The following is a 22,149-nucleotide window of genomic DNA, read 5'->3' on the forward strand; positions in this document are numbered from 1 at the left end:
GATTTTAGAGATTCATAATTACTATATGGAAATAAACTGGCTCAGTTACGTACCGATTTACATTGCACTGTGCGAAGAGAAAAGTATTGCTGGTGCGGCTAAAAAGCTGCGCTGTTCCAATGCCCATGTGAGTCGTCGACTTGGGCAGTTGGAGGCGATACTTTCTGTTCAGCTTATCCAACGCACCACGCGACAATTTAACCTTACTTATGATGGACAGCGTTTCTACCACCAAGTGAAAGGCTTAATGGAAAACGTGGAACAGATTAATGAACAAGTGATGGAGACCGATAAGGTTGCTGGGCATTTACGTATTGCTGCTTCTGCCTCATTTGGTGCGGAGTTACTCAACCCTTCATTAATTGCATTTCGCCAGCAGTTCCCCGACGTTACGTTTGAGGTGATTTTCACTGAAACACCGCTCGATTTGATCGAGTCTGGGTTTGATCTTGCGTTCTTTTTTACCGACTCACCCCCTGAAGGGTATGTCGGACACCATCTGCGTTCTTTACACTGTAAACCATTCGCGAGCAAAGCGTATCTAGCGACAAAACCATCACCAAACACACCAGAAGATTTGCATCTTTTAGAGCACATTACCTATCGCAATGCTGAATTGAATCTGGATACATGGCACTTTCATCATCAGCAAACTCAACAAGACATTAAGGTCACGTTATCCAGCGTGTTGTGCTTTAATCTTGTCCAATCGATGCTTGATGCGACAGTAGCTGGTTGCGGTGTCGCGATGTTGGATGAGTTTGCACTAGAAAAACTGAGTCCCCAAGAGCGAGCGCAACTTGTCACTTTACTCCCCGATTGGCGCACTAAAGCGATACTTCCACTCTACCTGCTTTACCCTAAACGTGAACATCTACCGAAACGAACACGAGCATTTATTGATTTTTTTAAAAACAATAGATAATTCGGTGGTTTTTTGTTCAATAACAACATGTTGTGGTAACAATAAGTGAGTTTAGTTGAAGGGAGCAACTTGTTGCCTATAATTCGCACCCCTTAAATATCACGTTTTGTGAATATCGTTTCAGTGCATCGCACGCATATTTGGGTTTTTATTATATGACACGTTCAATTGTTGCTCTTTCGTTAGCTACTATTTTCACTTCAACTTTTGTTTCTGCAGAAACAATTGAAGGCTCCTCATACGACCGTTCTGGTTTTGGTGTAAATATTGGCTACGCAATGACTTCCCTTGATAATGTTACAGCGGCGACGGAAAGCGGTGTATCTTTCGGTGTTTCGTACACTTTTAACAATGGTCTTGTGATCGCTGGTTCTTATGTTCCAACCATCGTTGAAGACAGTGCATCAATCGGCTATCTAGGTGCGCATGTAGAGGCTTCGCAAGCAAACCTTATGGTTGGTTATGAGAGCATGAGCGGTTGGCGTATTTTAGGTGGTCTAGCTGCTACTGATACGGAAGCGACAGTGTACAACGCATACACATCAGTTAGTGACTCAGACTCTTCGACTGGTTTCGCTGTGCAAGGCGGTTACGTGTTCCAAAATGGAATTACGTTGGATGCTCAAATCTCAGTTGTAGATTTTGCTGGTATCGATGCAACAACTTCTAACCTTCTCGTGGGCTACAAGTTCTAATTCTTATAGGGGACATGCATTTTGTGTCCCCAGTTCCCCCTCTATTATTCGTATGCAACAGCAAACTGACGTCTTGATGAGAAATTAAAAGCCTGGTTGGTGCTGCAATAGAGCGATAAATGCGTCTAGGTGCTGTTCAATTGTCAGATCAGCAGAGATCGCGGGTAGTTCAACCGTAATGCATGGCAATGCGCGCTCGTTACACCAAGTTCCGAATGATCCCGGAGTTTCGTAATCTACGTCATCGACGAGCGGTAGCTTGAACAGCTCTCCAAGCCACTTCGCCAGCACTGAATGGGCTGGATCATCAACAAACGCAAGGGGTTCATGAAAAGAGACCACGAACTTTGGATTGCGTTGCTCAATCAGGTTAATTAATGCATCGACTTCGGGTTCAAGCGATTTTTTGCTGCCTGTTTTGACTTTGACATCCCTCACGGGTGTGTGTGAACTCCAACGATAGACGGTGCCGTGTTCTGTCCAATTTTGTGTGGGGAAAGCACGGTTTAAGTCGACTTGATTGGCGTTTGCTCGTGTACCCAACTGGTTGGCGTCTGGGTTCATCGATAAAATAACGTCATGCTTTAAATCTTCAGCGGGCAAACTTCTCAGCGCGCAAGATAGCCCTGCGATAGACGCTGTCTCATCACCGTGTGTGCCTGCTAAAATCAAACCTCGGGAGTTACTTTCTACTTGCGCAGGGAAGTACAGCAATGGCGCGCCCAACACCGATTTTCCATATGATATCGGCGAAATTAAAAAAGCCGCTCTTTCCGTTCTTGGAATTAGACTCACCGTAATCTCCTGATTGTTCGATTAGTATTTGGATATCACTCAAGTTATGGTTGCTGAAACTAGCACTTTGAGATTACTTGGGTATAAACCGAACACTTAAAGTTCGTCAATGCTTGTATTATCAATTGTGGTACTTGCTTCAAAAGACGTGTTAGGAGAACGAAGAACGATATGGATTTTAAAAAGCACTCTACAGCGTTAGTGATTTCCTCTTTATTGACCCCATTTTTGTCCGCAGCTGCGTTCGCAGACTCTCTACCTGATGGCGTGCAATTGGCATCTGAACAACATTTAGTGCGTGCAAACGATGCCGAAGCAGCGACACTAGATCCGGCAAAGGCTGAAGGCTTACCCGAGATGCACATCATTCGCGATTTGTTCGAAGGCTTAGTCATCCAAGATCGTGATGGCAACATCGTTCCCGGCGTTGCAGAATCTTGGCAAACGGAAGATAACCAAACTTTTGTGTTCCATCTGCGTAAAGATGCGAAATGGTCGAATGGCGATCCTGTGACAGCGGATGACTTTGTTTATTCGCTGCGCCGAGCTGTGGATCCTAAAACGGCATCACCGAATGTTTGGTATCTCAAACTCACCAAGATCAAAAACATTGCTGATGTTGCGGAAGGTAAGAAGCCGCTGGATAATCTCGGTATTACCGCTGTCGATAAACATACGCTACGTTTCGAGCTGGATAGCAAGGTGCCTTATTTTGTCGCAATGACCGGGCATACCTCCATGATGCCAGTGCACAAAGCGACGGTTGAGAGCAGCAATAAACCGTGGAGTGATCCTAAGCAGTTTGTTGGCAATGGTGCATTCGTGCTAGACAAGTGGGTGGTGAATGAGCGTATTGAACTGAAGAAGAACCCAAACTACTGGGATAGCGCAGACGCTCACCTCACTCAGGTGACCTATATTCCGTTTGAAAACCAAAATGCCTCGATCAATCGCTATGCCGTGGGTGAGGTTGATATTACTTCAGATGTACCTACACACATGGCGCAAAAGCTGAAGAAAGAATACGCACAAGCTTACACCGCGGTACCTCTGCTTTGTACTTACTATTATGCGTTTAATACCACTCGTCCTCCGTTTGATGATGAGCGAGTTCGTAAAGCTGTGTCTTACTCCATCATGCGTGATGTGATCACCGATGGTGTGACTCAAGTGGGTAACTTGCCTGCATACACATTTGCTCATCAATACACGGCGGGCTTTGACGCAACTCAGCCAGAATATAGCGCATGGACACAGAAACAGCGTGATGCAAAGGCGCGTGAACTGTTGAAAGAAGCAGGATACGGAAGCGGTAAGCCTTTGGATTTCAAATTGCTGTACAACACCAGCGAGTCCAACAAAGCCATTGCAGTGGCAATTGCTTCTATGTTGAAGAACAATTTGGGAGCCAAGGTTGAGCTAGAAAACCAAGAGTGGAAATCTTACCTGGTCGCACGTAAGCAAGGGGATTTTGATGTCATGCGTGCCTCGTGGTGCGGAGACTACAACGAAGCGTCCACTTTCTTGAGTCTGTTGCGCTCAGGCTCGTCAGGTAACTTTGCTCGCTACAGCAGTGAAGCCTATGACAGCGCGATGAACAGTGCATTGGCTGCCACCGATGAAAAAGCGCGCCAAGGTTTCTATGACCAAGCAGAGCAACTATTAGCTATGGATATGCCAATCGCGCCGATTTACTACTACATGCAAGCGCGTTTGGTTCGCCCTACGGTGGGTGGTTTTGCCAAAAACAACGTAGAAGGTCGTATTTACTCGAAAGACCTCTATATCAAGAAATAGCACCTAACCAACCAGTGCTAAAATCTAGCCCCGAAGAGGTGTCTTACGGGGCTTCTTTTCTCTTAGCGGGTGGAGAGCTTGTTGACTAGCATTGCGACTCGTTTGCCAAGATATTCGGCTGTCGCGAGATCAGAAAGAGATAACTGACCATCTTCACCACCTTGAGCAACAATGCCACCTTGCACACCGTAGCGATTAAGGTTTTGCTCACCAGAATTGCTGATCTTGTCCAAGCCGACCCACATCATGCCGTGTTGGTTAGCGAGCGTTTGTAGGTATTGCAATGTGCAAGATTGGTCACCATTCATAGCCCCACCACTGGTAAAGCCGGCTGCGATTTTCCCTGCCCATTTTTGGTAACACCAAGATTCACTGCTTGCATCGGCAAATGCTTTAAACTGTGCTGCCACACTGCCCATGTAGGTTGGAGAGCCAAAGATAATCGCATCACACTCAGCAAGTTCATCCATTAGGTTAGGGTGCACAAAACGCCCCTCAATAATCTCACTGCCTTGAATACGGTGAGAGAGAATTTCGAATCCACCTTGCTGTTCAATACCCTGTTGTTCAGCGCCAGCGGCAATTGCGCGAGCAAGCTGACCTGTTACGTCGGTTTTAGAGAAATAAATAATCGCAATTTTAGCCACAATGGTTCCTTTTTCATTGTTGATCTTGAATCGTGCGAATAAGGCTAAAACCTCAAGCATGGTTGAGGTCAAAAAGGTATTTAAAAAAACCGAGGAAACAAAAAGCCGATGTAGATACATCGGCTTTTAGTGGGCTATTTCTTTCTGCGGGTATAAATGCGTGAGGTGGTTTTTGGCTCCTCAACCTTGGCTTTCTCTTTCGCCAGTTTGAGTACCGCTTTTTGGAGCATCAAGTTGTTCGGGTAAGTGATTAGGTTGCCGTTGTCGTGCTTGATCAACACATGGAACATACGGATTTCCTGAATCTCACCGCTAATGTCTTCGTCTTTGTCCACGACTTTAATTCGGTCACCGACACGATATGGGAAGACAAAGAAGATCAGAAAGCTTGCCGTGATGTTACTAAGAATCGACCATTGAGCGATGAAAGCCACCCCCAATACCGCGAAGATAGACGATAGGAATAGCGACACATCGCCATAACCAATACCGGTCACGATGGCGAATAGCGAAGCAAACAGGAACAAAAATGCGACGTTGAAGCAACGTTGAATAAAGCTCAAGCGTGCTTTGTTTACGCCTTTAGCTTCTGCCAAATTCAGAATCGCGCGGTTGGCGATCTTCTTTAGCAAGCGATAAGCGATCACAATGATGACGCCCATCAACACTTTATAACCGATAGAGCCCGCCGTGAAATACTGACTGATTTGCTCTAAATGCATCCAATGATTCATTTCTTCAACTCGAGAATATTAAGAAGGCGCGTGTTATAGCCGATTTTGACTCGCAAGTAATTAACTATTTTCACTGCGGAATGAGATTTATGTTGAACAAATTTTGACCTTTATCCCAGTTCCGGATTGAGACGTAATGAACCTTGCTCTTTGTTGTGTTCGCTGCTGCTAATCTAGACAAGTTGATTGCGCTATGGAAAGTGGAGGGATGTGTGGAAGAAGATGAAAGGGCTATCATGGGACTTGTCGCCATTGTTGGCTTTGTGTTGGTTTGGATACTTCTCGAAGAGTTTGGCTATTTTGGTTTACTCACCTTCAATAAATAAGCCCCGTGAAACACTCAGTTCAACGGGGCTTTGATTTTTTTGTGCGGTTTAGTGCTAGCTGACGGCGCGAACCTTACCTTGCTTCAAGTCGTTAAGCACTTGCGCCTTCGGACCATCTGCAATCACACTGCCTTTTTCCATGACTATCACGCGATCAACAATGTCGAGCATTGAGGTTTTGTGTGTAATCAAAATCAGCGTCTCACTTGGTTTTAACTGCGCTAACTGATGTTTGATGTGCATTTCCGAACGGTTATCCATTGCACTGGTTGGCTCATCCATCAATAGCACAGGTGGGCGACCTAAAAACGCTCGCGCAATGGTTACCGCTTGACGCTGACCACCTGAAAGCATCGCACCACCTTCACCGACCTGACGCTCAAGACCTGCTGGGTCAGATTGAGTAAAGGCTGTGACGCCCGCTCGGTTTGCTGCATCTAATACATCGCGATCATCGGTTAGTGGACGACCGAGTGTAATGTTGTCGCGAATCGAGCCGAAGAATAGATTCGAATCTTGCGGTACGCAGCCGATATTGCGTCGTACGTCCACGTGATGAAGCTGTTCAATATCGGTGTCATCAATACGCACATGACCTTCTGTTGGCTTGTACAGACCCATTATCAAGCGTTCTAGCGTGGTTTTACCCGAACCAATACGACCGATGATCGCCACTTTCTCACCTGGATTGATGGTTAGGCTCAAATCACGAATCGATGCTACTGGTGCATCTGGGTAATGGAAGGTTACTCGGTCAATTTCAATCTTACCTTGCACGATAGGACGGTGAATGTAGCGTTTACCTTCTTCTTGCTCGTCTGGCATTTCCATCACTTGATTAATGATGGTCATCGAAGACTTCGCTTGGTTGTATCGGGTTGAAAGCAAAGAAAGCTGAACCATAGGACCAATCGCTCGACCACTTAGCATGGTTGCAGCAATCAAACCACCCATGGTGAGGTCCCCATTCGCAATTAAGTACACGCCTAAAATGATCATGCCGACGTTACTACTTTGCTGCACAAAACCTGCTGCATTTTGAATACTGTCGGTGATACGGCGGCTCTTGATGTTCCAGTTTGCCATGTGTGCAACGGCTTCTTCCCAGCGGTATTGGAATTGGCTTTGTGCACTCAGCATTTTCACCGTTTCTAAGCCAGATAGGCTCTCAATCAAGTTAGCGTATTTCTGTGAAGCAAGACGTGAACCTTCTTCAATCGAGCGGCGCAATGGACCTTGGATCAACGCGGAGTGAATCATCAGAATCACCACGCCCACCATAGGCACGAATACTAAGTCGCCAGCCATTAACCAGATGATAATCAGGAAGAGAATCGCGAAAGGTAAGTCAATCAACGCACTTACCGTGGCAGAGGTAAAGAATTCACGAATGGATTCAAACTCTTGCAAGTGGCGAGCAAACGCACCCACAGAAGGCGGCTTGGATTCCATACGGATGCCCATCACTTTGCTAAACAGCTTAGAGGAAATCAGGATGTCGGATTTCTTACCTGCCACGTCGATGAAGTAGTTACGCAGTGATTTGAGCAAGAAATCAAACAAGAACACCACGAAGATACCGCTTGCCAACACCCATAGCGTCTCAAACGCGAGGTTTGGTACTACTTTGTCATACACCAAGCGAGTGAACATTGGTGCAGCGATAGCAAAGATGTTGATAAGGAGAGAAGCGATAAGCACATCGCGGTAGATGCGTTTAGATTGCCACAAGGTTGACCAGAACCAGTGACCTTCTTTGGTTTTGAGCACTTCGGGAGAGCGCTCGTCATAACGGAATTGCTTTTTAACTAAAAAATAGCGACCAGTGTACTGCTCAAGTAGGTCTTCTAGAGGAATGGAGATAGGCACCATTCCGCTTTCTAGGGTGGTGATTTCAGCTTCTTGCTTCTCAACGTTAATGCTATTGAGAACGCAAGAATCACCACCTTTAAGAAGTAAGATAGCCGGCAGAATTAGGCTAGAGATCTTGTCTAAATCTGCACGGTTTTCCTTGGCAACCAATCCGGCCCTTTCCGCCGCTCTTGGTAGCAGAAACGGGGTAAGCTTGCCATCAGAGAGCGGAAGACCGTTAATCAGGGCTTCCGGTGAGTTGGCTAGTCCGTAGTATCGGCTAACGTAAATGAGCGAGTTCAGTAAAGGGTCTTTCATCCTTGGTATACCTTTCTTATTCCTTGTCGACGATGAAGCCTTGGAAGACTTCCACAAAGTGTTCGGTTAGGAAATCCAACTGAATCTGTGTTTCAACACGAGATGCGATCGTGGTAATACCCAAGTTATGAGCAGTACGTGAGATCGAAGTCAGCGTGAACTTCTGCTTCTCGTCGTGCAAGTTGTGCGTGAATAGGTAATCCAGTTTTACGTAATTCGGGCGGAATTCCTGAATGTACTCAAGTGACTGGAAGTTACGACCATAGTTATCAACACCGAACTCTGCTCCAGTTTGACGAATCGCGTTACACAGCAGGGCTGTATGGTGCGGATGGTCAATGAAACACGCTTCTGGAAGCTCAAAGTGGAGCATAGGTGCTACTTTCGGGTGCTTCTCTAGCATGCTGGTGGTCCAACGAATGAACGATGGTTGAGACAAGCTGCTTTGTGCGATGTTGATGGCCACTGGCTCTTTTAGCTCGCCGCTTTCTAACATCTTAATCATCGACTCAATGACGTATTGGTCGAAGATGTTGGTTGCGTCTAGCTGCTCAAGAGCAAACAGGTATTGGTTTGCACGGTAAGTCTCGCCATCTTTTTCGATGCTTGAGAACACCTCGTTGTGGAACACTTTACCCCAAGTATTTTTCGCAGACTGGAAGCGGAATTTAATCCAATCGCTGTGAATCGCTTCTTCAACCAACGCTTTCCATTGCTGTTTACCCATAAGGTTAGAAGTATTTTCACCACCAACGAAGCCGTACGCTTTGTCTGGTTGCGCTTTCGCTTTCGACAAGGCGTTATCCACCATCGATAGCACTTCAGTGCGCGTTTTCTGATCTTTACTGTGTGCAACACCCAGTGATGCTTTTGGTTTCGCAAGACCGGTAGGATCGGTATTCAGACCATTTACACAGTTAACGATACTGTCAGCTAGAATGCGCAGTTCGCTCTCATCCATGTGTGGGAATAATAGACCGAATTCGTCGCTAGATAGACGAGCAATGGTCGCTCCTGGTACATCGATAGTGTTTTTCAGACGTTGAGACAACTCTTTCACGTGGGCATCAGCGCGTTGATAGTCTTTCGTCTCGTAAATATCGCCAATGTATTCAGCATGGAGTAGCGCGATACCCCCTTGCGTTTGTTCTGCAAGCCATTGGTCAACTTGGTTAATGTAGAACGAGCGGTTACCTAGTTTGGAGATTGGGTCTAGGTAAGCTTGAGCACGCAGACGCTGTGCTTCTTTGGCTTGTTCTTTAAATGACAGTTCGATTTGTGCTGACATCGAGTTGATGCCATCAACCACTGCAATTAGGTCCTTGGTTTTTGGACGCGCCAGTGGGTCACCAAACTGGTTGTTGGCGATCTCGTGCATTTTCTTCACGATGGCAGCCAGCGGTTTTAATGAGCGACGTAGAATGTAAGAAATCGCAATCAGACCCACTAGGAAGATAATGCCAAATGCCGTAAGTAAGCGAATAAAGCCTTGCCAAAGTTGCTCGTAAGCAGCTCCTGGGTGGCTGATGATTTCAACTTCTGCAAGTTGCATCCAACCACTGGTTACCACGCGTTTATCATGAATCGCTTTGAACAAGTTCAAGTCGATGAACCATTGTGGAACATGGCTTGGCTTGACTGGGTACGAGCGTACGATTTGGTAATCCGAATCTAACGCGGTGAGACGTACGACAGAATAAGTACTGCCATCGAACAACGCATTAATCACGGATTCTACCGCCACCTTATCCTTGTCTTTTAAATAAGGTGCCAGTGCCAAACCAACGGTGTTAATGGTGTTGTTGACCTCTGAACGTTGCTGCTGCTCTAAGCTGTCTCGAGTAGTGTTGAACTGGATTACGAATACTGATGCCATCAAGAGTATAAAGACCGTAACCATTCCCACTACAAGCTTCTTATATAGGGTCATGTTTTTCACTCGTCATAGTTAATTTTAGGTTTTTTTAACTGCAACTTACGTTCGCGCGAGCGTAAGTCATTCCAAAGGCTCAAACGTGAGGCTTTTCCTGCTAGCTCTCCAACGCTAGCAGAAGACTTCATTAACCATAGGTTTGAACCATTAAAACTGTAAATCGGTAGCAAATCGCTACGCTTGGAGGCTCGGACAATTTCTGGATTGATGTTGTCGAGAATGAGCGGCTCTGAACTTGGGGTTGGGTAATAGGCGAGTACCATGTGAAACTGATTCAATTCGATGGCTTTTACGTAGATCAAACGCATCTTTGAATCCGGTACGCCAAGCTCGAGTAAAGAGAAGTATTTGGCAATAGTGAAATCTTCACAGTCACCGGCATTGCTGCCTAAAAACTCGAGTGGTGTTGCCCAGTAGTCTTTTTTGCCCCATAGGTCTATGTCGTCAACGAAGTAAAGTTGATTGAAAAAGTCGTTAACGCCTGCCAGCTTTTCATGAGTCTCCAATGTTTTAAAAAAGTCGATATTATCTCGCCAGGTTTTCACGCGCATTCCAGCGCGTTCACCATAGACTGAAGTGACCGTATCGACCCATCTTTGTTCTTTGTTGTTCAAGGCTCCAATTTGGAACGAAAAACAACTAATGCTGATTAATAATGTAACTTTACGCTTCAATCTGGGTGGCATATTCGACTCACATCACAAGTGTACTCTTCCAATGGGCTCGACAGTGAGAAATAAGTGCTTTTTATTTAACCACTTATCAACACTTAAATATACATTGGAGAGTCCTTGCTGACACTTACTCCTTAAGTGCGTTGGTTTTGGCGCTCAAAATTGGTTTAAGCAAGTATTCCAAAACGGTTCGCTTACCTGTGATGATATCGACTGAAGCCGTCATACCTGGAATGATTGGCAAGTCTGCATCCTGTCCAAAACTGGTTTTCTCAGTTCGTACACGCACGATATAGAAGCTGTTGCCTTCCTCATCTTGTGTGGTGTCGGCACTGATATGCTCCAGTTCCCCTTCAAGACCGCCGTACTTGGTAAAATCGTACGCGGTGAATTTCACGATGGCATGAAGGTCAGGGCGCAAGAATGCGATGTCCTTCGGTGCAATTTTGGCTTCAACCAAAAGGGTATCTTCAGTTGGGACGATTTCGACGATGTCCATACCCGGTTGAATAACGCCACCAACGGTGTTGACGTTCAATGTTTTGATAGTGCCTGTCACTGGAGAAACCACAACGGTACGATTTACGCGGTCTTCCAAGCCCACAGCCGATTCCACGAGCGCAGAAAGTTGGTCTTGGGTGCTATTGAGCTTCTCTTGTTGTTCAGAACGGAATTTCAGAGCAACATCAATACGATTAAGCATGGATTCGCGGATACCAGATTTGATTACGGGAATCTTCAGTTCACTGGATGTCATTTCGCGGCGTGTGTCGTTCACCTGACGCTGTAGTTTCAACAGTTCGATTTTAGGCACAACGCCTTCATCTGCGAGCGGCTTGGTAATGTCTAACTCTTTCTTGGCAAAACGATAGCTCTGGCGCAAGTTACTCACACGTGCTTGGATCTCAACCAGGTCTTGCTGCTTCTGCTTTACTTGCTGGTCGATAACTGAAATTTGGTTACGCAGATTATCTAGGTCTTCTCGGTATTCCGCTTTTTGGCGTTGCGTTAGGCGAGGTTGATTTTCTTCAAGCGTTGGTGGGAATGTCAGTTTTCCGTAATCAAGAACGACATTTTGTTCCCAGTTGCTGTCATCGAAATCGCGATTGACTTCGACGCTACTGATCGACGCAGAAAGTTGCAGTACGGAAGCCGTCAAGTTGGCAACTTGTTGTTCACGTTCACGGAAGTCTGAGCGGAAACGCGTGTCGTCAATCAATAACAACTGCTGACCTTTTTCGACTCGTTGACCTTCCTTCACCAAGATCTCTTTGACCAAACCACCTTCGAGGTTTTGTACGACTTGGATTTGAGAGGAAGGGATAACCTTGCCTTGCCCTACGGTTACTTTATCGATTTGCGCCCACGACGCCCAAGCGATAGCCGCAACAAAGAATAACACCATCACCCACAGCATTAAGCGGGCACTATTTGGCGTATTTAGAAGCAATGCAGCGGTTTTGTCGTCAACAAAATCCAGCTCTTCGCTGCTTAGTTTGTTGTAGTTGTCTCGGCTCATCACATTCCTTGTTTTATAAAGACGGTTTATCTTTTTGATCTTATTATTATTAACGGAGCATGTCAGCATACTCAGCTAATAAAAATGTGTGAAAGGGGTAAGTCCCCCCTCATTTACTGTGCCTTGAACTTTGTTTTGTCCAACTGATGTTTTTTTAGTTTGTCGTACAAGGTTTTGCGCGACACTTGTAATTCTAGTTGAACCTCTTTGAGTCTGCCTCTATGTCGTTGCAAGGCATCAAACAACAAGCAATATTCAAAGTGTTCTGTGCGTTGGGTCATACTTTGGATTTCAATGCTTTTTTCGCTGTTCCAATCCTCCATACGAAACGCGTCCGGTTTCAATGCCCTTAATTCGGCAAACTGCCTCAATTGTTTGATGTTTTCTGGCCAATCGAGTTCCGTAATCCGCTTCACTTCATTCAGACTAATCTGAGGGGGTTGGAGCTGATAGCGACTCGCTGCATGACGCACGAAGTGTTTGTATAAGGGACCGATGTCTTCTTTGCGTTCATTCAAATTCGGCATCCGAATCATCTTTACTGAGCTTTCAATGCCTTTATCGACGGTGTTTGCAGCACCAAATACGCGTTGCAGTTTCGGGTGGTTAAACAAGCATTGCCACTGTTTTTCCGATATATGCTCGGCGCTGTGTAAGTACAAACTGCAATGGCTTTTACCGTCTGTAAGATGATGTATGGTTTTGTCTAATGCTTCATGTGAAAGCTCGTATAAGTCTTCACCGGATGCGGCAATCAACTCACTTTCTGCGGTCGCATGGATATCGTGAGCAAACTGAGCAGCGAGTCTTCGCCCTGTGCCATCTTCACCGACAAAAATGAGCGGCTGGTGGAGTGGGGCGCTTATCAGCGTACGGCGAATGTCGACCATAGCTTGACTGTGACCAATCATTTTTGGACCGACATGGGTTTGCATGTCGAGCTCTTTCTTTAGCCAGACGTTTTCTTGCAATAAGACCAGTTTATCGCCGGCATTGTTGAGCGATTTTAATAGTTGCTCGGTAGAGAATGGCTTTTCAAGAAAGTCATACGCACCGCTCTTCATCGCTTCGACCGCGGTTTTTACATCACCATGCCCAGTTAATACGATAAATTGAAAGTGATTATTTTTGCCTAACAGGGTGCGCATGAACTCTAACCCATTCATCACTGGCATGTGGATATCGGTGATGATCAGTGCTGGCGTATTGGGATCAATCACGCGCAGCGCTTCAACTGCATTTGGGAAGCAAGTGACGTCAATTCCTTCAATCAATAACGCTTGAGTAACCGCATCACGAATATGCGGCTCATCATCGACAAAGAAAACAGGGTTATGCATGAGAGTCTTCCTCTGCTGGATGAAGTGAAACGAGAGGTACGCTGATGACAAAAGTCATCCCACCTGATAGCTGAGATTGTGTATCCATTTGGTTGTGAGCGTGACGGGTATAATCGGCATCGCTATTAGCATCATGATTATAAGCGCTGAGTGAGCCTTGATAGCTCTCCAAAATGCGTTTTGAGATGGTTAAACCCAGTCCGAGCCCCTCTGGCTTGGTGGTGTAAAACGGGTCGAAAATCTTAGCTAAGGCGTGTTCTGACATGCCGGGGCCGTTGTCAGAAACCAAAATATCGCAGTTACTCTGGTCACACTGCACGGCAATCGAAATCTGTGGGTCGATACAATACCCTTCCATAGCTTGAGCTGCGTTGTGGAATAGATTGATCAGCACTTGCTCAAGCTCGACGCTGTGAATCGCGAGTTTTACGTCGTATTCAATGGCTGGCACTTTAAGCGTCACTCCCTGTTTGATCAGCTTACTGCTCAGAATACGTGTCGCGTTGTGCACCGCATCGTGTAGAACCGATACCTCACTGTGTAGGTTGTCACCCGTCTTGCGCGTGAAGACCTTTAAGCGTGCAATGACTTCGGTCATGGTATCGTTGAGCGACAGCATCTTATCCAGATTGTCCGCCACCATTGGGTAACGCTCCATTGTCATTAAACGCTGCGAGTTTTCGGTGTAAGTCCGCAGCGCAGCCAATGGCTGATTGATTTCGTGATTAATGCTTGCAGACAGTTCACCAAGTAGCGCTAACTTTGCCGCTTGAGTTAGCTCTTGTTGCGTTTGCTTCAGTTCTTGTTGGCTCTGCTCATATTGATGCACGGTTTGTTGTAACTTGTGGTTGGCTTGGCTGAGGATGAAAGTTCTCTCTGTTACCTTTTCTTCCAAGCTGGCATTGACATTGGCAAGACGTGCTTTGTTGACCAGCATTTGGAACCATGCCAACGCAATTAACCCCACGAGCGCATACAGCAGCAGATAAACTATGTCGGCTTGCAATACAGCGGTGAAGACTTCTTGTTGGCTAATCAGTGCAATGACGCGAAAACCTTTGTCAAACAGATTGGTCGCGTAAGCAAGGTAGTTGGGTGACACCAAGAGTTGGTTGTTTTCAAACTGATTGACTCCGCTTTGCCCAGTGAGCTCGCCACGATATTGAGGAAGGGTATCACCGTATTGTTGAGTTTGATTGAGCTCTTGTTTTGCTTGTTCAGATAATGGGAACAGAGCACGATAGCGCCAATCGGGCAAGTTACTCATGAACACCACGTCGTGCACACCCGCAACCAGTAAATCGCCATCGTCTTGTGCCAAGCGCTGTTCTAGTTGCTCTAAATTGACTTTAACTGTTATTACGCCTGCGACTTCGCCATCGACCCAAAGTGGTGATGAGAAGAAATATCCGCGCTTATTGGAGCGAACCCCGAGGGCAACGTATTGAGCCTTCTCCCCATTTAATGCGTGTTGAAAGTAAGGACGAAAGGCAAAATTAGAACCGACGAAACTGTCGTCTTGTTGATAGTTGCTCGATGCGATCACCAAACCGGTTTTATTGTGCACGTAAATAGTGTCAGCGAGGCTTTGTGCTAACCAATCAGCGAGCAATAAATTGAAGGATTCTGACGGTTTACCCTCTTTGACCGCTGCGAGTAATCTTGGGTCATGGCTGAGCAAGTTCGGGATTTGTTCAAACTTTGCCAGTTCATAATCGATTTCCTGTGCAACCTGCGAAGCTTGAGTTTGCAGCTTATTTTGCCACTGATCATGTTGATGCTGGGTTGCGTATTTATGAGTCAACATCAGCCCGACCAGACCGATGGCGAGCAAGACCAATAAAAAATGGCGCAGAGCTTTGGGGTTAAGTAGGTTCACGATTGGCTCACTAGTTTTTAACGCCATGTTATCAAAAGGCATTTAGTGATGCTGTGAGCTGCTGCGACAACGTGACATAACACAAAACCGCAATCAGGGTTCTCGCTTGCTTTCCTTGAATTTCCCTATCATCGGGCGCACAATCGACAAAAACGAGTGAAGGAGTGAAGATGGAACTTGCTGATATTCGTCGTGAGTACACAAAAGGTGGCCTGCGTCGTAAAGATTTAAAAGCAGATCCGATTGATCAATTTAACCTATGGTTAGAGCAAGCGGTACAAGCAGGGTTGACTGATCCAACCGCAATGACGGTCGCGACAGTGGACGAAAATGGCATGCCGTTTCAACGCATTGTGCTGCTGAAAAACGTCGATAAAGATGGCTTTGTGTTCTACACCAACTTGGGCAGCCGTAAAGCGCAGCAGCTTGAGCACAACAGCAACATCAGCCTGCATTTCCCATGGCATCCACTTGAGCGTCAGGTTCACATCACAGGTGTGGCAGAAAAGCTAACGCCGATGGAGAACATGAAGTACTTCACTTCTCGTCCGAAAGACAGCCAATTGGCTGCGATTGCGAGCAAACAAAGTAGCCGTATTTCTGCTCGTGGTGTATTGGAAGGTAAATTCCTAGAGTTGAAGCAGAAGTTTGCCAAGGGTGAAATCCCGATGCCATCCTTCTGGGGTGGTTTCCGCGTCAAGCCGCAAAGCATTGAATTCTGGCAAGGTGGTGAACATCGTCTGCACGACCGTTTCTTGTTCTCAAATCAAGAAGGCGAGTGGGACATCGATCGCCTTGCGCCGTAATGGCTTTGACAAAGAGATAAAAAAACACCGCCTCAATAGGCGGTGTTTTTGTGTTTACCCAATGGCGAATCAACGTTCACCGTTAAGCACGACAGAAAGCTGATGTTTAAGCAGGGTTTTCGGCACAATCGATCCGTAGCCTGCCTCCATGGCTTTGTCGATAAGTTCGTTCTTACTGTTGGCTTCAAACTTAGTGCGCAGACGAGCAACATGCCCTTCTACGGTCTTGGTTGAAATCCCCATGACCTGTGAGATGAATTGCGGCTTTTTGCCATACAGCAACAAGAACAGAGTCTCTTGCTCACGGCAGGTCAGCTTTTCTGGCTCGGGTTTCAGGTTAGAAAAACGAAAGATGGACTGCTGGTTGGGCGTGCCACCGATGGCTCTGCATACCCAATATCCCACTTCGATCACGGCAGTATCAGTAAGTTCGCGACCATAAAATATGGTGCCAATGATGTTGCCGTCGTCGTCTCGCCAAGGCGTCTTAGTAAAAATGTGCGCTCGCCAATGACCATCTGGATAAGGGTGGATATCAAGGATCTTTAGCGACTCGCCTGTTTCAATTACGTGCCTATCTTGTTCTTGAAACTCTTTTGCACATTCAATGGTAGGGCTTGCGACCTCAAAGTCTGTTTTGCCTATACAGACTTCAGGTGAATCGTAGCCTATCAATTCTGCGTATTCCTGATTCACATAGCGGAATACCGAATCTTTATCTTTGCATCCCCAACAACCCGGTAGCTGTCGAAGGAGCGACTGTTCTATGGTATTGACTGGAATATTCACAAGGGACTCACTACTGCTACATATCGCCTGCTTGATTGCAGGTCAGTATTCTCACTTCGCTTATCCCGCGTTTTTATTACAACACTGCCTTGATCATGCTTTCGAGAATCGCGCCAGATGGAACTGGAAGAGAGAAGGTCGATCAGGATAACTCAGCGTGATGATTAACGTCAGGATACGGTGAGATGGTCGATATATTATCAGCTTATGCCATTGTTTTCATTGGCGTGAGACAAAAAAAAGCCAGCCTGAAGACGGGCTGGCAACACAAGATATAATCTTGTCGACGTGTAGAAGAGGTTCTAAATTACATAGCGAGGGTCTGCTAAGTAAGTTAGAGGTATCAAGTAGATACCGATGAGCTCAGGGTCGTATGCATCCTAGAGCTCGAGGTCTAATGTATTGAATTGTGAGCATATTAGTAAGGGGGGAAATCCCTCTATGCCCCTGTTTTTCGGGCATTTCGTGCGCTTTCGATCGTAGTTTTTACCTTGTTGCTTACATTGGTGTGCATTTCAACCCCAAAGATCTTTGCTATTGGCTTGTCTCATCTTTGGTAATTTTTGCTATCTGTCCGTTTTTGTTAAAAAAATTGGTTGCACATTGACCGTAAGTTTCTCTTACATGATCATCGTTCCGGAACTATGATCATGTAGAGTGCAATGATCGTGTTGATTTGCTCTTGTGCGATTGGATTGGGGAAGATTTGCAACCCAACAGAGAAGGTATATGATGCCAAGATATAAGCCGACTGTGTAAAGACGACTGTTTGAAATGAGTGATTCAGATAACCCGAAAGCCCCGCTATATAAAGAGATCATGCTGCCTAAACCAGCAGAGTTGATCACGCTTCCGTCTTATATGGATTGCCATGATCATGCTTACACACAGATCGTGATCGGTTTAAAGGGACAAGCAGAATTCGAAGTTCGTGGTCAGGGCAATTTGGTTGGTCCGGGGCAAGGTTGCATCGTAACGGCATCTTCTGATCATGCTTTCGGTGGCGTGATTCATCAATCAGACATCTTGGTGCTTAATATGCCAAAGCCTGCCAACGATGATCCTGAGATGTTGCAAAAAATCAATAACCTAGAACGCTCTCATCTTTACTTCCAATTGGATGGTCAGATTCAAAAGCTGATTCAAATGCTGGTGCAAGAGATGCGTAATCATCCAGACGATTTACTGCTTAGCCGTGCGTGTAATGACACCGTGATCGCTCTTATGCAGCGTCATATATCAGCATTTGAAACCTCAAGGAAAGAGTCACGCTTTGATCTGGAAGCGATTGACCGTTACATCGAACAGCACTTGAGCCACAAAATCAGCGTGGCGCAATTGGCTGGCAGCGTATTTTTGGGTGAAAGCCAATTCCATAGCTTATTCAAAGATCAGATGGGCATTACGCCGCATCAGTACGTGCTCGGCAAACGCATCGATATGGCGCGCGATTTGATTGAACAAGGTCACTTAACGTTGGGGCAAATTGCCGAATTCACCGGTTTCTCAAGCCAAAGTACTTTCACTCATACCTTTACTCGTTTACAAGGATTATCACCTTCTCAGTATAAGAAACAGGTTGGCTAACACTGCTCATCAAGTTGTTTATTTGAGCGAAGCCGCGTATGAGTCGCGGCTTTTTTGTGCTTGTGTTTTGCACAGGAAAGTCGAACTTTTTTGCGTAATTCTCCGGAAAATTTCAATGTTTTTGTCCATTCCTCACAAAAGCGCAATCTAAATCCTTCTTATTCAAACAGAAATTGCTCAAAACCCGCCTGCTTTTGTTGTAAATGACATGCAAAGATGAATTTTTACAACACAATATATTATGTATTTGCATGTGACTATGTAGATGTTTTGTTATAAAAGCGAGTTTTTAGCAAAAAGCTCGGAGTTTTTGACAAGTATTCTTCTCGGGCTCAAAATACACTGCCAGCCATTGATGATCCTCGAAGCGGTTTTCGAGGAGAGAGATTGAGGAAAACGCATGTTTACAGCAACGAACGTGTTAACACCGGAATTTATCGAGCAGCCGCTTGATAAGTTGTGGTCACTGATCTCGCCATTGTACATGGTGGACGAGTCTCAATGGCTAGAGCAATTATTGCCACTAGCAACGCCGACAGCGGAAGAAAAATCGGCAATCACGACCCAAACAACCCAGCTTATCGAAGCCATCCGTGCGGATAAAAAGTCAATTCAGATGATTGATGCGCTATTGCTGGAATACAGCTTAGATACTCATGAAGGTATCTTACTGATGTGTCTTGCAGAAGCATTGATGCGTATTCCTGATTCAGCAACGGCGGATGCACTGATTAAAGATAAGTTAAGCGTTGCTGACTGGAAATCTCACCTTAAGAGTTCTGATTCTGTCTTCGTTAACGCTTCAACTTGGGGCTTAATGCTAACAGGTAAAGTGATTGGTCTTGGTGAGCAGGAAACCCAGAGCCCAGGTCAGGCTGTAAACCGTCTGGTAAATAAATTCTCAGAACCTGTGATTCGTAAAGCCATGTATCAGGCAATGAAGATCATGGGTCATCAGTTTGTACGTGGTCGTACGATTGAAGAAGCGCAGAAGAACGGTCGCCCAATGCGCGACAAAGGGTTCACTTACTCATTTGATATGTTGGGTGAAGCGGCGCTGACCACAGCAGACGCAAGCAAGTACTTCAAAGACTACCTAATGGCGATCGAAGCCGTTGGTCGTGAAACGTACGGCAGTGACACAAGCCCTGCCCCTTCTGTTTCTATCAAGCTTTCTGCACTTCACCCACGTTACGAAGTGGCGAATGAAGAACGCGTGATGACAGAGCTTTACGACACCTTAACGCAACTGCTTAAGCGCGCTATTGAGGTGGATGTTGCCATCACGATTGACGCAGAAGAAGCGGACCGTCTTGAGCTGTCATTAAAACTGTTTGAAAAGCTGTACCGCAGCGACCTAGTGAAGGGCTGGGGTAAGTTTGGTCTGGTGGTTCAAGCCTACTCGAAACGTGCACTACCTGTACTCGTATGGCTAAACGGTCTAGCGAAAGAGCAGGGTGATTTGATCCCTCTTCGTCTAGTAAAAGGCGCGTACTGGGACAGCGAAATCAAGTGGTCGCAACAAGCGGGTTACGAGAACTACCCTGTTTACACGCGCAAAGAAGCGACGGATGTTGCTTACCTAGCGTGTGCGCGTTTCCTACTGAGTGAAGGCGTGCGCGGTAATATCTTCCCGCAGTTTGCTAGTCACAACGCACACACTGTTACGGCGATTGCTGTAATGGCAGAGCACAAAGATTACGAATTCCAACGTCTGCATGGTATGGGCGATTCGCTTTATAACCATGTGATGGACACTTATGGTCAGCCAGTACGTATTTACGCGCCAGTCGGTAGCCATGCGGACCTCCTGCCTTACTTGGTTCGTCGCTTACTAGAAAACGGCGCGAACAGCTCGTTTGTGCACCGTTTGGTGGACGCGCGTTGTCCAATTTCAGAGCTGACGCATCACCCTGTTGATGTGCTGACCTCGTTTGAGACCTTGCACAACGGTCAAATCCCAATGCCAACCGGCATTTTCCCAGAGCGCAAAAACTCATACGGTGTGAACGTTGATATCGACAGCGAAGCGAAGCCGTTTGAAGCGCAGGTTGAAAGCTTCCTAACTCAGAAGTGGACTGCGGGTCCGATCATCAACGGCGAAAAACATGCCGAAAGCATGATCAAGGAAAACTCCGCAGAGATCATTACTGCCCCTTACGATCGTCGTATTGAAGTGGGTCAGGTGGCTTTCGCAAACCTTGATCATGTTTCCGCTGCAATCGAAGCGGCTGATGCTGCATTCCCAGAGTGGAAAGGCACCGCAATTGAACAAAAAGCGGCGTGCCTAGATAAGCTTGCGGATCTGATGGAAGAAAACTTGGCTGAACTGGTGGCAATTTGTCACCAAGAAGCGGGTAAGACGATTCACGATAGCATTGATGAAGTGCGTGAAGCGGTCGACTTCTGTCGTTACTACGCGAAACAAGCGCAAAATCTTCAGCCGTTTGAACTAGAAGGTTTTGATGGTGTGAAGCGCATTTCAAGCCGTGAAGGTTTGGGTGTATTCGTTTGTATCAGCCCATGGAACTTCCCACTCGCGATTTTCCTTGGTCAAGTAACTGCTGCATTGGTTGCAGGTAACACAGTTGTGGCTAAGCCAGCTGAGCAAACTAGCTTAATTGCGGCGCGTGCGATCGAATTGATGTTAGAAGCCGGCTTCCCAGCGGGCGTGATTCAGCTATTGCCGGGTCGTGGTGGTGAAATTGGTCATGCACTAACATCTCACGATGCGATTGCAGGTGTGGCATTTACTGGTTCGACAGCAACAGCGCAGCGCATCAACGTTACGCTTGCCGAGCGTAGCGCGAAGCCAGTCCCGTTTATCGCTGAAACTGGCGGTCAAAACGCCATGATTGTGGATAGTACGGCACTGCCAGAGCAAGTTGTGCGTGACGTGATTCGTTCCGCTTTCGCTTCTGCTGGTCAACGTTGTTCTGCTCTGCGCGTTCTGTTCGTTCAAGAGGACGTTGCAGATCGCATCATCAACCTTATCCAAGGTGCGATGAATGAACTGCATGTTGGTATTCCTTACCTGCACAAAACGGATGTGGGTCCGGTTATCGACAGCAATGCGAAAAATAAACTCCTTGCTCACCTAGAGCACATGACAAGCACGCAAACCAAAGTTGCTCAATTGCAATTGGACGAAGCGTGTCAGCATGGTGATTTTGTGTCGCCAAGTGCATTCGAAATCTCGGGCATTGATGTTCTGAAAGAAGAGCAATTCGGTCCCATCTTACACATTGTTCGCTTTAAAGCGTCTGAGTTGCCAAACGTGGTTGAGCAAATTAACCAAACTGGTTTTGGTCTCACAATGGGCATCCACAGCCGTAACGAAACCACTTACCGTTGGATTGAAAAACACGCTCGTGTGGGTAACTGCTACATCAACCGTGATCAGGTTGGCGCGGTGGTTGGCGTTCAGCCATTCGGTGGTCAAGGTTTGTCGGGTACAGGTCCGAAGGCTGGTGGTCCTCACTACCTATACCGCTTTACTAAACAACATCTTGTTCAAGCAGAGAAGGCGTAAGG

General features: G+C 46.3%; 16 protein-coding genes. 6 read left to right on the top strand and 10 right to left on the bottom strand.

Annotated features, from left to right (window positions below; all coding sequences use genetic code 11):
* Window positions 1-25: 25 nt before the first annotated feature.
* Together AACR11_RS26050 and AACR11_RS26055 are read left to right on the top strand one after the other, a co-directional pair.
* Complete coding sequence (locus tag AACR11_RS26050) at window positions 26-925, top strand: LysR family transcriptional regulator (protein WP_029790496.1); 900 nt, start codon at window positions 26-28, stop codon at window positions 923-925.
* Window positions 926-1,080: 155 nt separating this feature from the next.
* On the top strand, window positions 1,081-1,620 hold the full coding sequence (locus tag AACR11_RS26055; protein ID WP_005450047.1) for an outer membrane beta-barrel protein: 540 nt from the start codon (window positions 1,081-1,083) through the stop codon (window positions 1,618-1,620).
* 84 nt (window positions 1,621-1,704) lie between these two features.
* Here the strand turns inward: AACR11_RS26055 and mpaA are convergent, their stop codons facing one another.
* The gene (gene mpaA / locus AACR11_RS26060; protein WP_079325252.1) at window positions 1,705-2,415 is read right to left on the bottom strand and encodes a murein tripeptide amidase MpaA; all 711 of its coding nucleotides are present in this window, start codon (window positions 2,413-2,415) and stop codon (window positions 1,705-1,707) included.
* Between the two features lie 171 nt (window positions 2,416-2,586).
* Here mpaA and AACR11_RS26065 point away from each other — a divergent pair, with 171 nt between their 5' ends.
* On the top strand, window positions 2,587-4,212 hold the full coding sequence (locus AACR11_RS26065) for an ABC transporter substrate-binding protein (RefSeq protein ID WP_079325254.1): 1,626 nt from the start codon (window positions 2,587-2,589) through the stop codon (window positions 4,210-4,212).
* A 62-nt stretch (window positions 4,213-4,274) separates the two neighbouring features.
* Here AACR11_RS26065 and AACR11_RS26070 read toward each other — a convergent pair whose 3' ends face one another.
* The 8 genes from AACR11_RS26070 to AACR11_RS26105 all read right to left on the bottom strand — a co-directional run bounded on the left by AACR11_RS26070 (window position 4,275) and on the right by AACR11_RS26105 (window position 15,475).
* Entirely contained in the window at window positions 4,275-4,859 is a 585-nt protein-coding gene (locus AACR11_RS26070; protein ID WP_009696515.1) for a flavodoxin family protein, read from the bottom strand.
* A gap of 134 nt (window positions 4,860-4,993) precedes the next feature.
* Complete coding sequence (locus tag AACR11_RS26075) at window positions 4,994-5,581, bottom strand: mechanosensitive ion channel family protein (RefSeq protein WP_005450053.1); 588 nt, start codon at window positions 5,579-5,581, stop codon at window positions 4,994-4,996.
* Between the two features lie 392 nt (window positions 5,582-5,973).
* Window positions 5,974-8,088: a type I secretion system permease/ATPase gene (locus AACR11_RS26080; protein WP_005450056.1), complete on the bottom strand. Its 2,115-nt coding sequence runs from the start codon at window positions 8,086-8,088 to the stop codon at window positions 5,974-5,976.
* A gap of 16 nt (window positions 8,089-8,104) precedes the next feature.
* On the bottom strand, window positions 8,105-10,018 hold the full coding sequence (locus AACR11_RS26085; RefSeq protein ID WP_026000294.1) for a bifunctional diguanylate cyclase/phosphodiesterase: 1,914 nt from the start codon (window positions 10,016-10,018) through the stop codon (window positions 8,105-8,107).
* Window positions 10,019-10,023: 5 nt separating this feature from the next.
* Window positions 10,024-10,707 carry a transglutaminase-like cysteine peptidase gene (locus AACR11_RS26090; RefSeq protein WP_017189818.1) on the bottom strand — a complete coding sequence of 228 codons (684 nt, stop codon included), beginning with the start codon at window positions 10,705-10,707 and terminating at the stop codon, window positions 10,024-10,026.
* Between the two features lie 115 nt (window positions 10,708-10,822).
* Window positions 10,823-12,214, bottom strand: coding sequence for an HlyD family type I secretion periplasmic adaptor subunit (locus AACR11_RS26095; RefSeq protein WP_005449876.1), 1,392 nt, complete (start codon window positions 12,212-12,214; stop codon window positions 10,823-10,825).
* A 113-nt stretch (window positions 12,215-12,327) separates the two neighbouring features.
* The gene (locus AACR11_RS26100) at window positions 12,328-13,554 is read right to left on the bottom strand and encodes a sigma-54-dependent transcriptional regulator (RefSeq protein WP_029790493.1); all 1,227 of its coding nucleotides are present in this window, start codon (window positions 13,552-13,554) and stop codon (window positions 12,328-12,330) included.
* On the bottom strand, window positions 13,547-15,475 hold the full coding sequence (locus AACR11_RS26105) for a sensor histidine kinase (RefSeq protein WP_029790492.1): 1,929 nt from the start codon (window positions 15,473-15,475) through the stop codon (window positions 13,547-13,549). The genes AACR11_RS26100 and AACR11_RS26105 overlap by 8 nt, the downstream gene beginning before the upstream one ends.
* A 128-nt stretch (window positions 15,476-15,603) precedes the next feature.
* Between AACR11_RS26105 and pdxH the strand changes: the two genes are divergently transcribed.
* A complete protein-coding gene (gene pdxH / locus AACR11_RS26110; RefSeq protein ID WP_005449881.1) occupies window positions 15,604-16,239 on the top strand; it encodes a pyridoxamine 5'-phosphate oxidase in 636 nt (211 codons plus the stop codon).
* 69 nt (window positions 16,240-16,308) lie between these two features.
* Here pdxH and AACR11_RS26115 read toward each other — a convergent pair whose 3' ends face one another.
* Window positions 16,309-17,028 (bottom strand): helix-turn-helix transcriptional regulator, encoded by a 720-nt coding sequence (locus AACR11_RS26115; protein WP_009702374.1) that lies wholly within the window; start codon window positions 17,026-17,028, stop codon window positions 16,309-16,311.
* A 774-nt stretch (window positions 17,029-17,802) separates the two neighbouring features.
* Here AACR11_RS26115 and AACR11_RS26120 point away from each other — a divergent pair.
* Together AACR11_RS26120 and putA are read left to right on the top strand one after the other, a co-directional pair.
* Window positions 17,803-18,615 carry an AraC family transcriptional regulator gene (locus AACR11_RS26120; protein WP_005449884.1) on the top strand — a complete coding sequence of 271 codons (813 nt, stop codon included), beginning with the start codon at window positions 17,803-17,805 and terminating at the stop codon, window positions 18,613-18,615.
* A 400-nt stretch (window positions 18,616-19,015) separates the two neighbouring features.
* Window positions 19,016-22,147, top strand: a complete 3,132-nt coding sequence (gene putA / locus AACR11_RS26125; RefSeq protein ID WP_029790491.1) for a bifunctional proline dehydrogenase/L-glutamate gamma-semialdehyde dehydrogenase PutA — start codon at window positions 19,016-19,018, stop codon at window positions 22,145-22,147.
* Window positions 22,148-22,149: the final 2 nt, after the last annotated feature.

This window comes from Vibrio sp. L85, assembly GCF_963871815.1.
Classification (GTDB): domain Bacteria; phylum Pseudomonadota; class Gammaproteobacteria; order Enterobacterales; family Vibrionaceae; genus Vibrio; species Vibrio harveyi.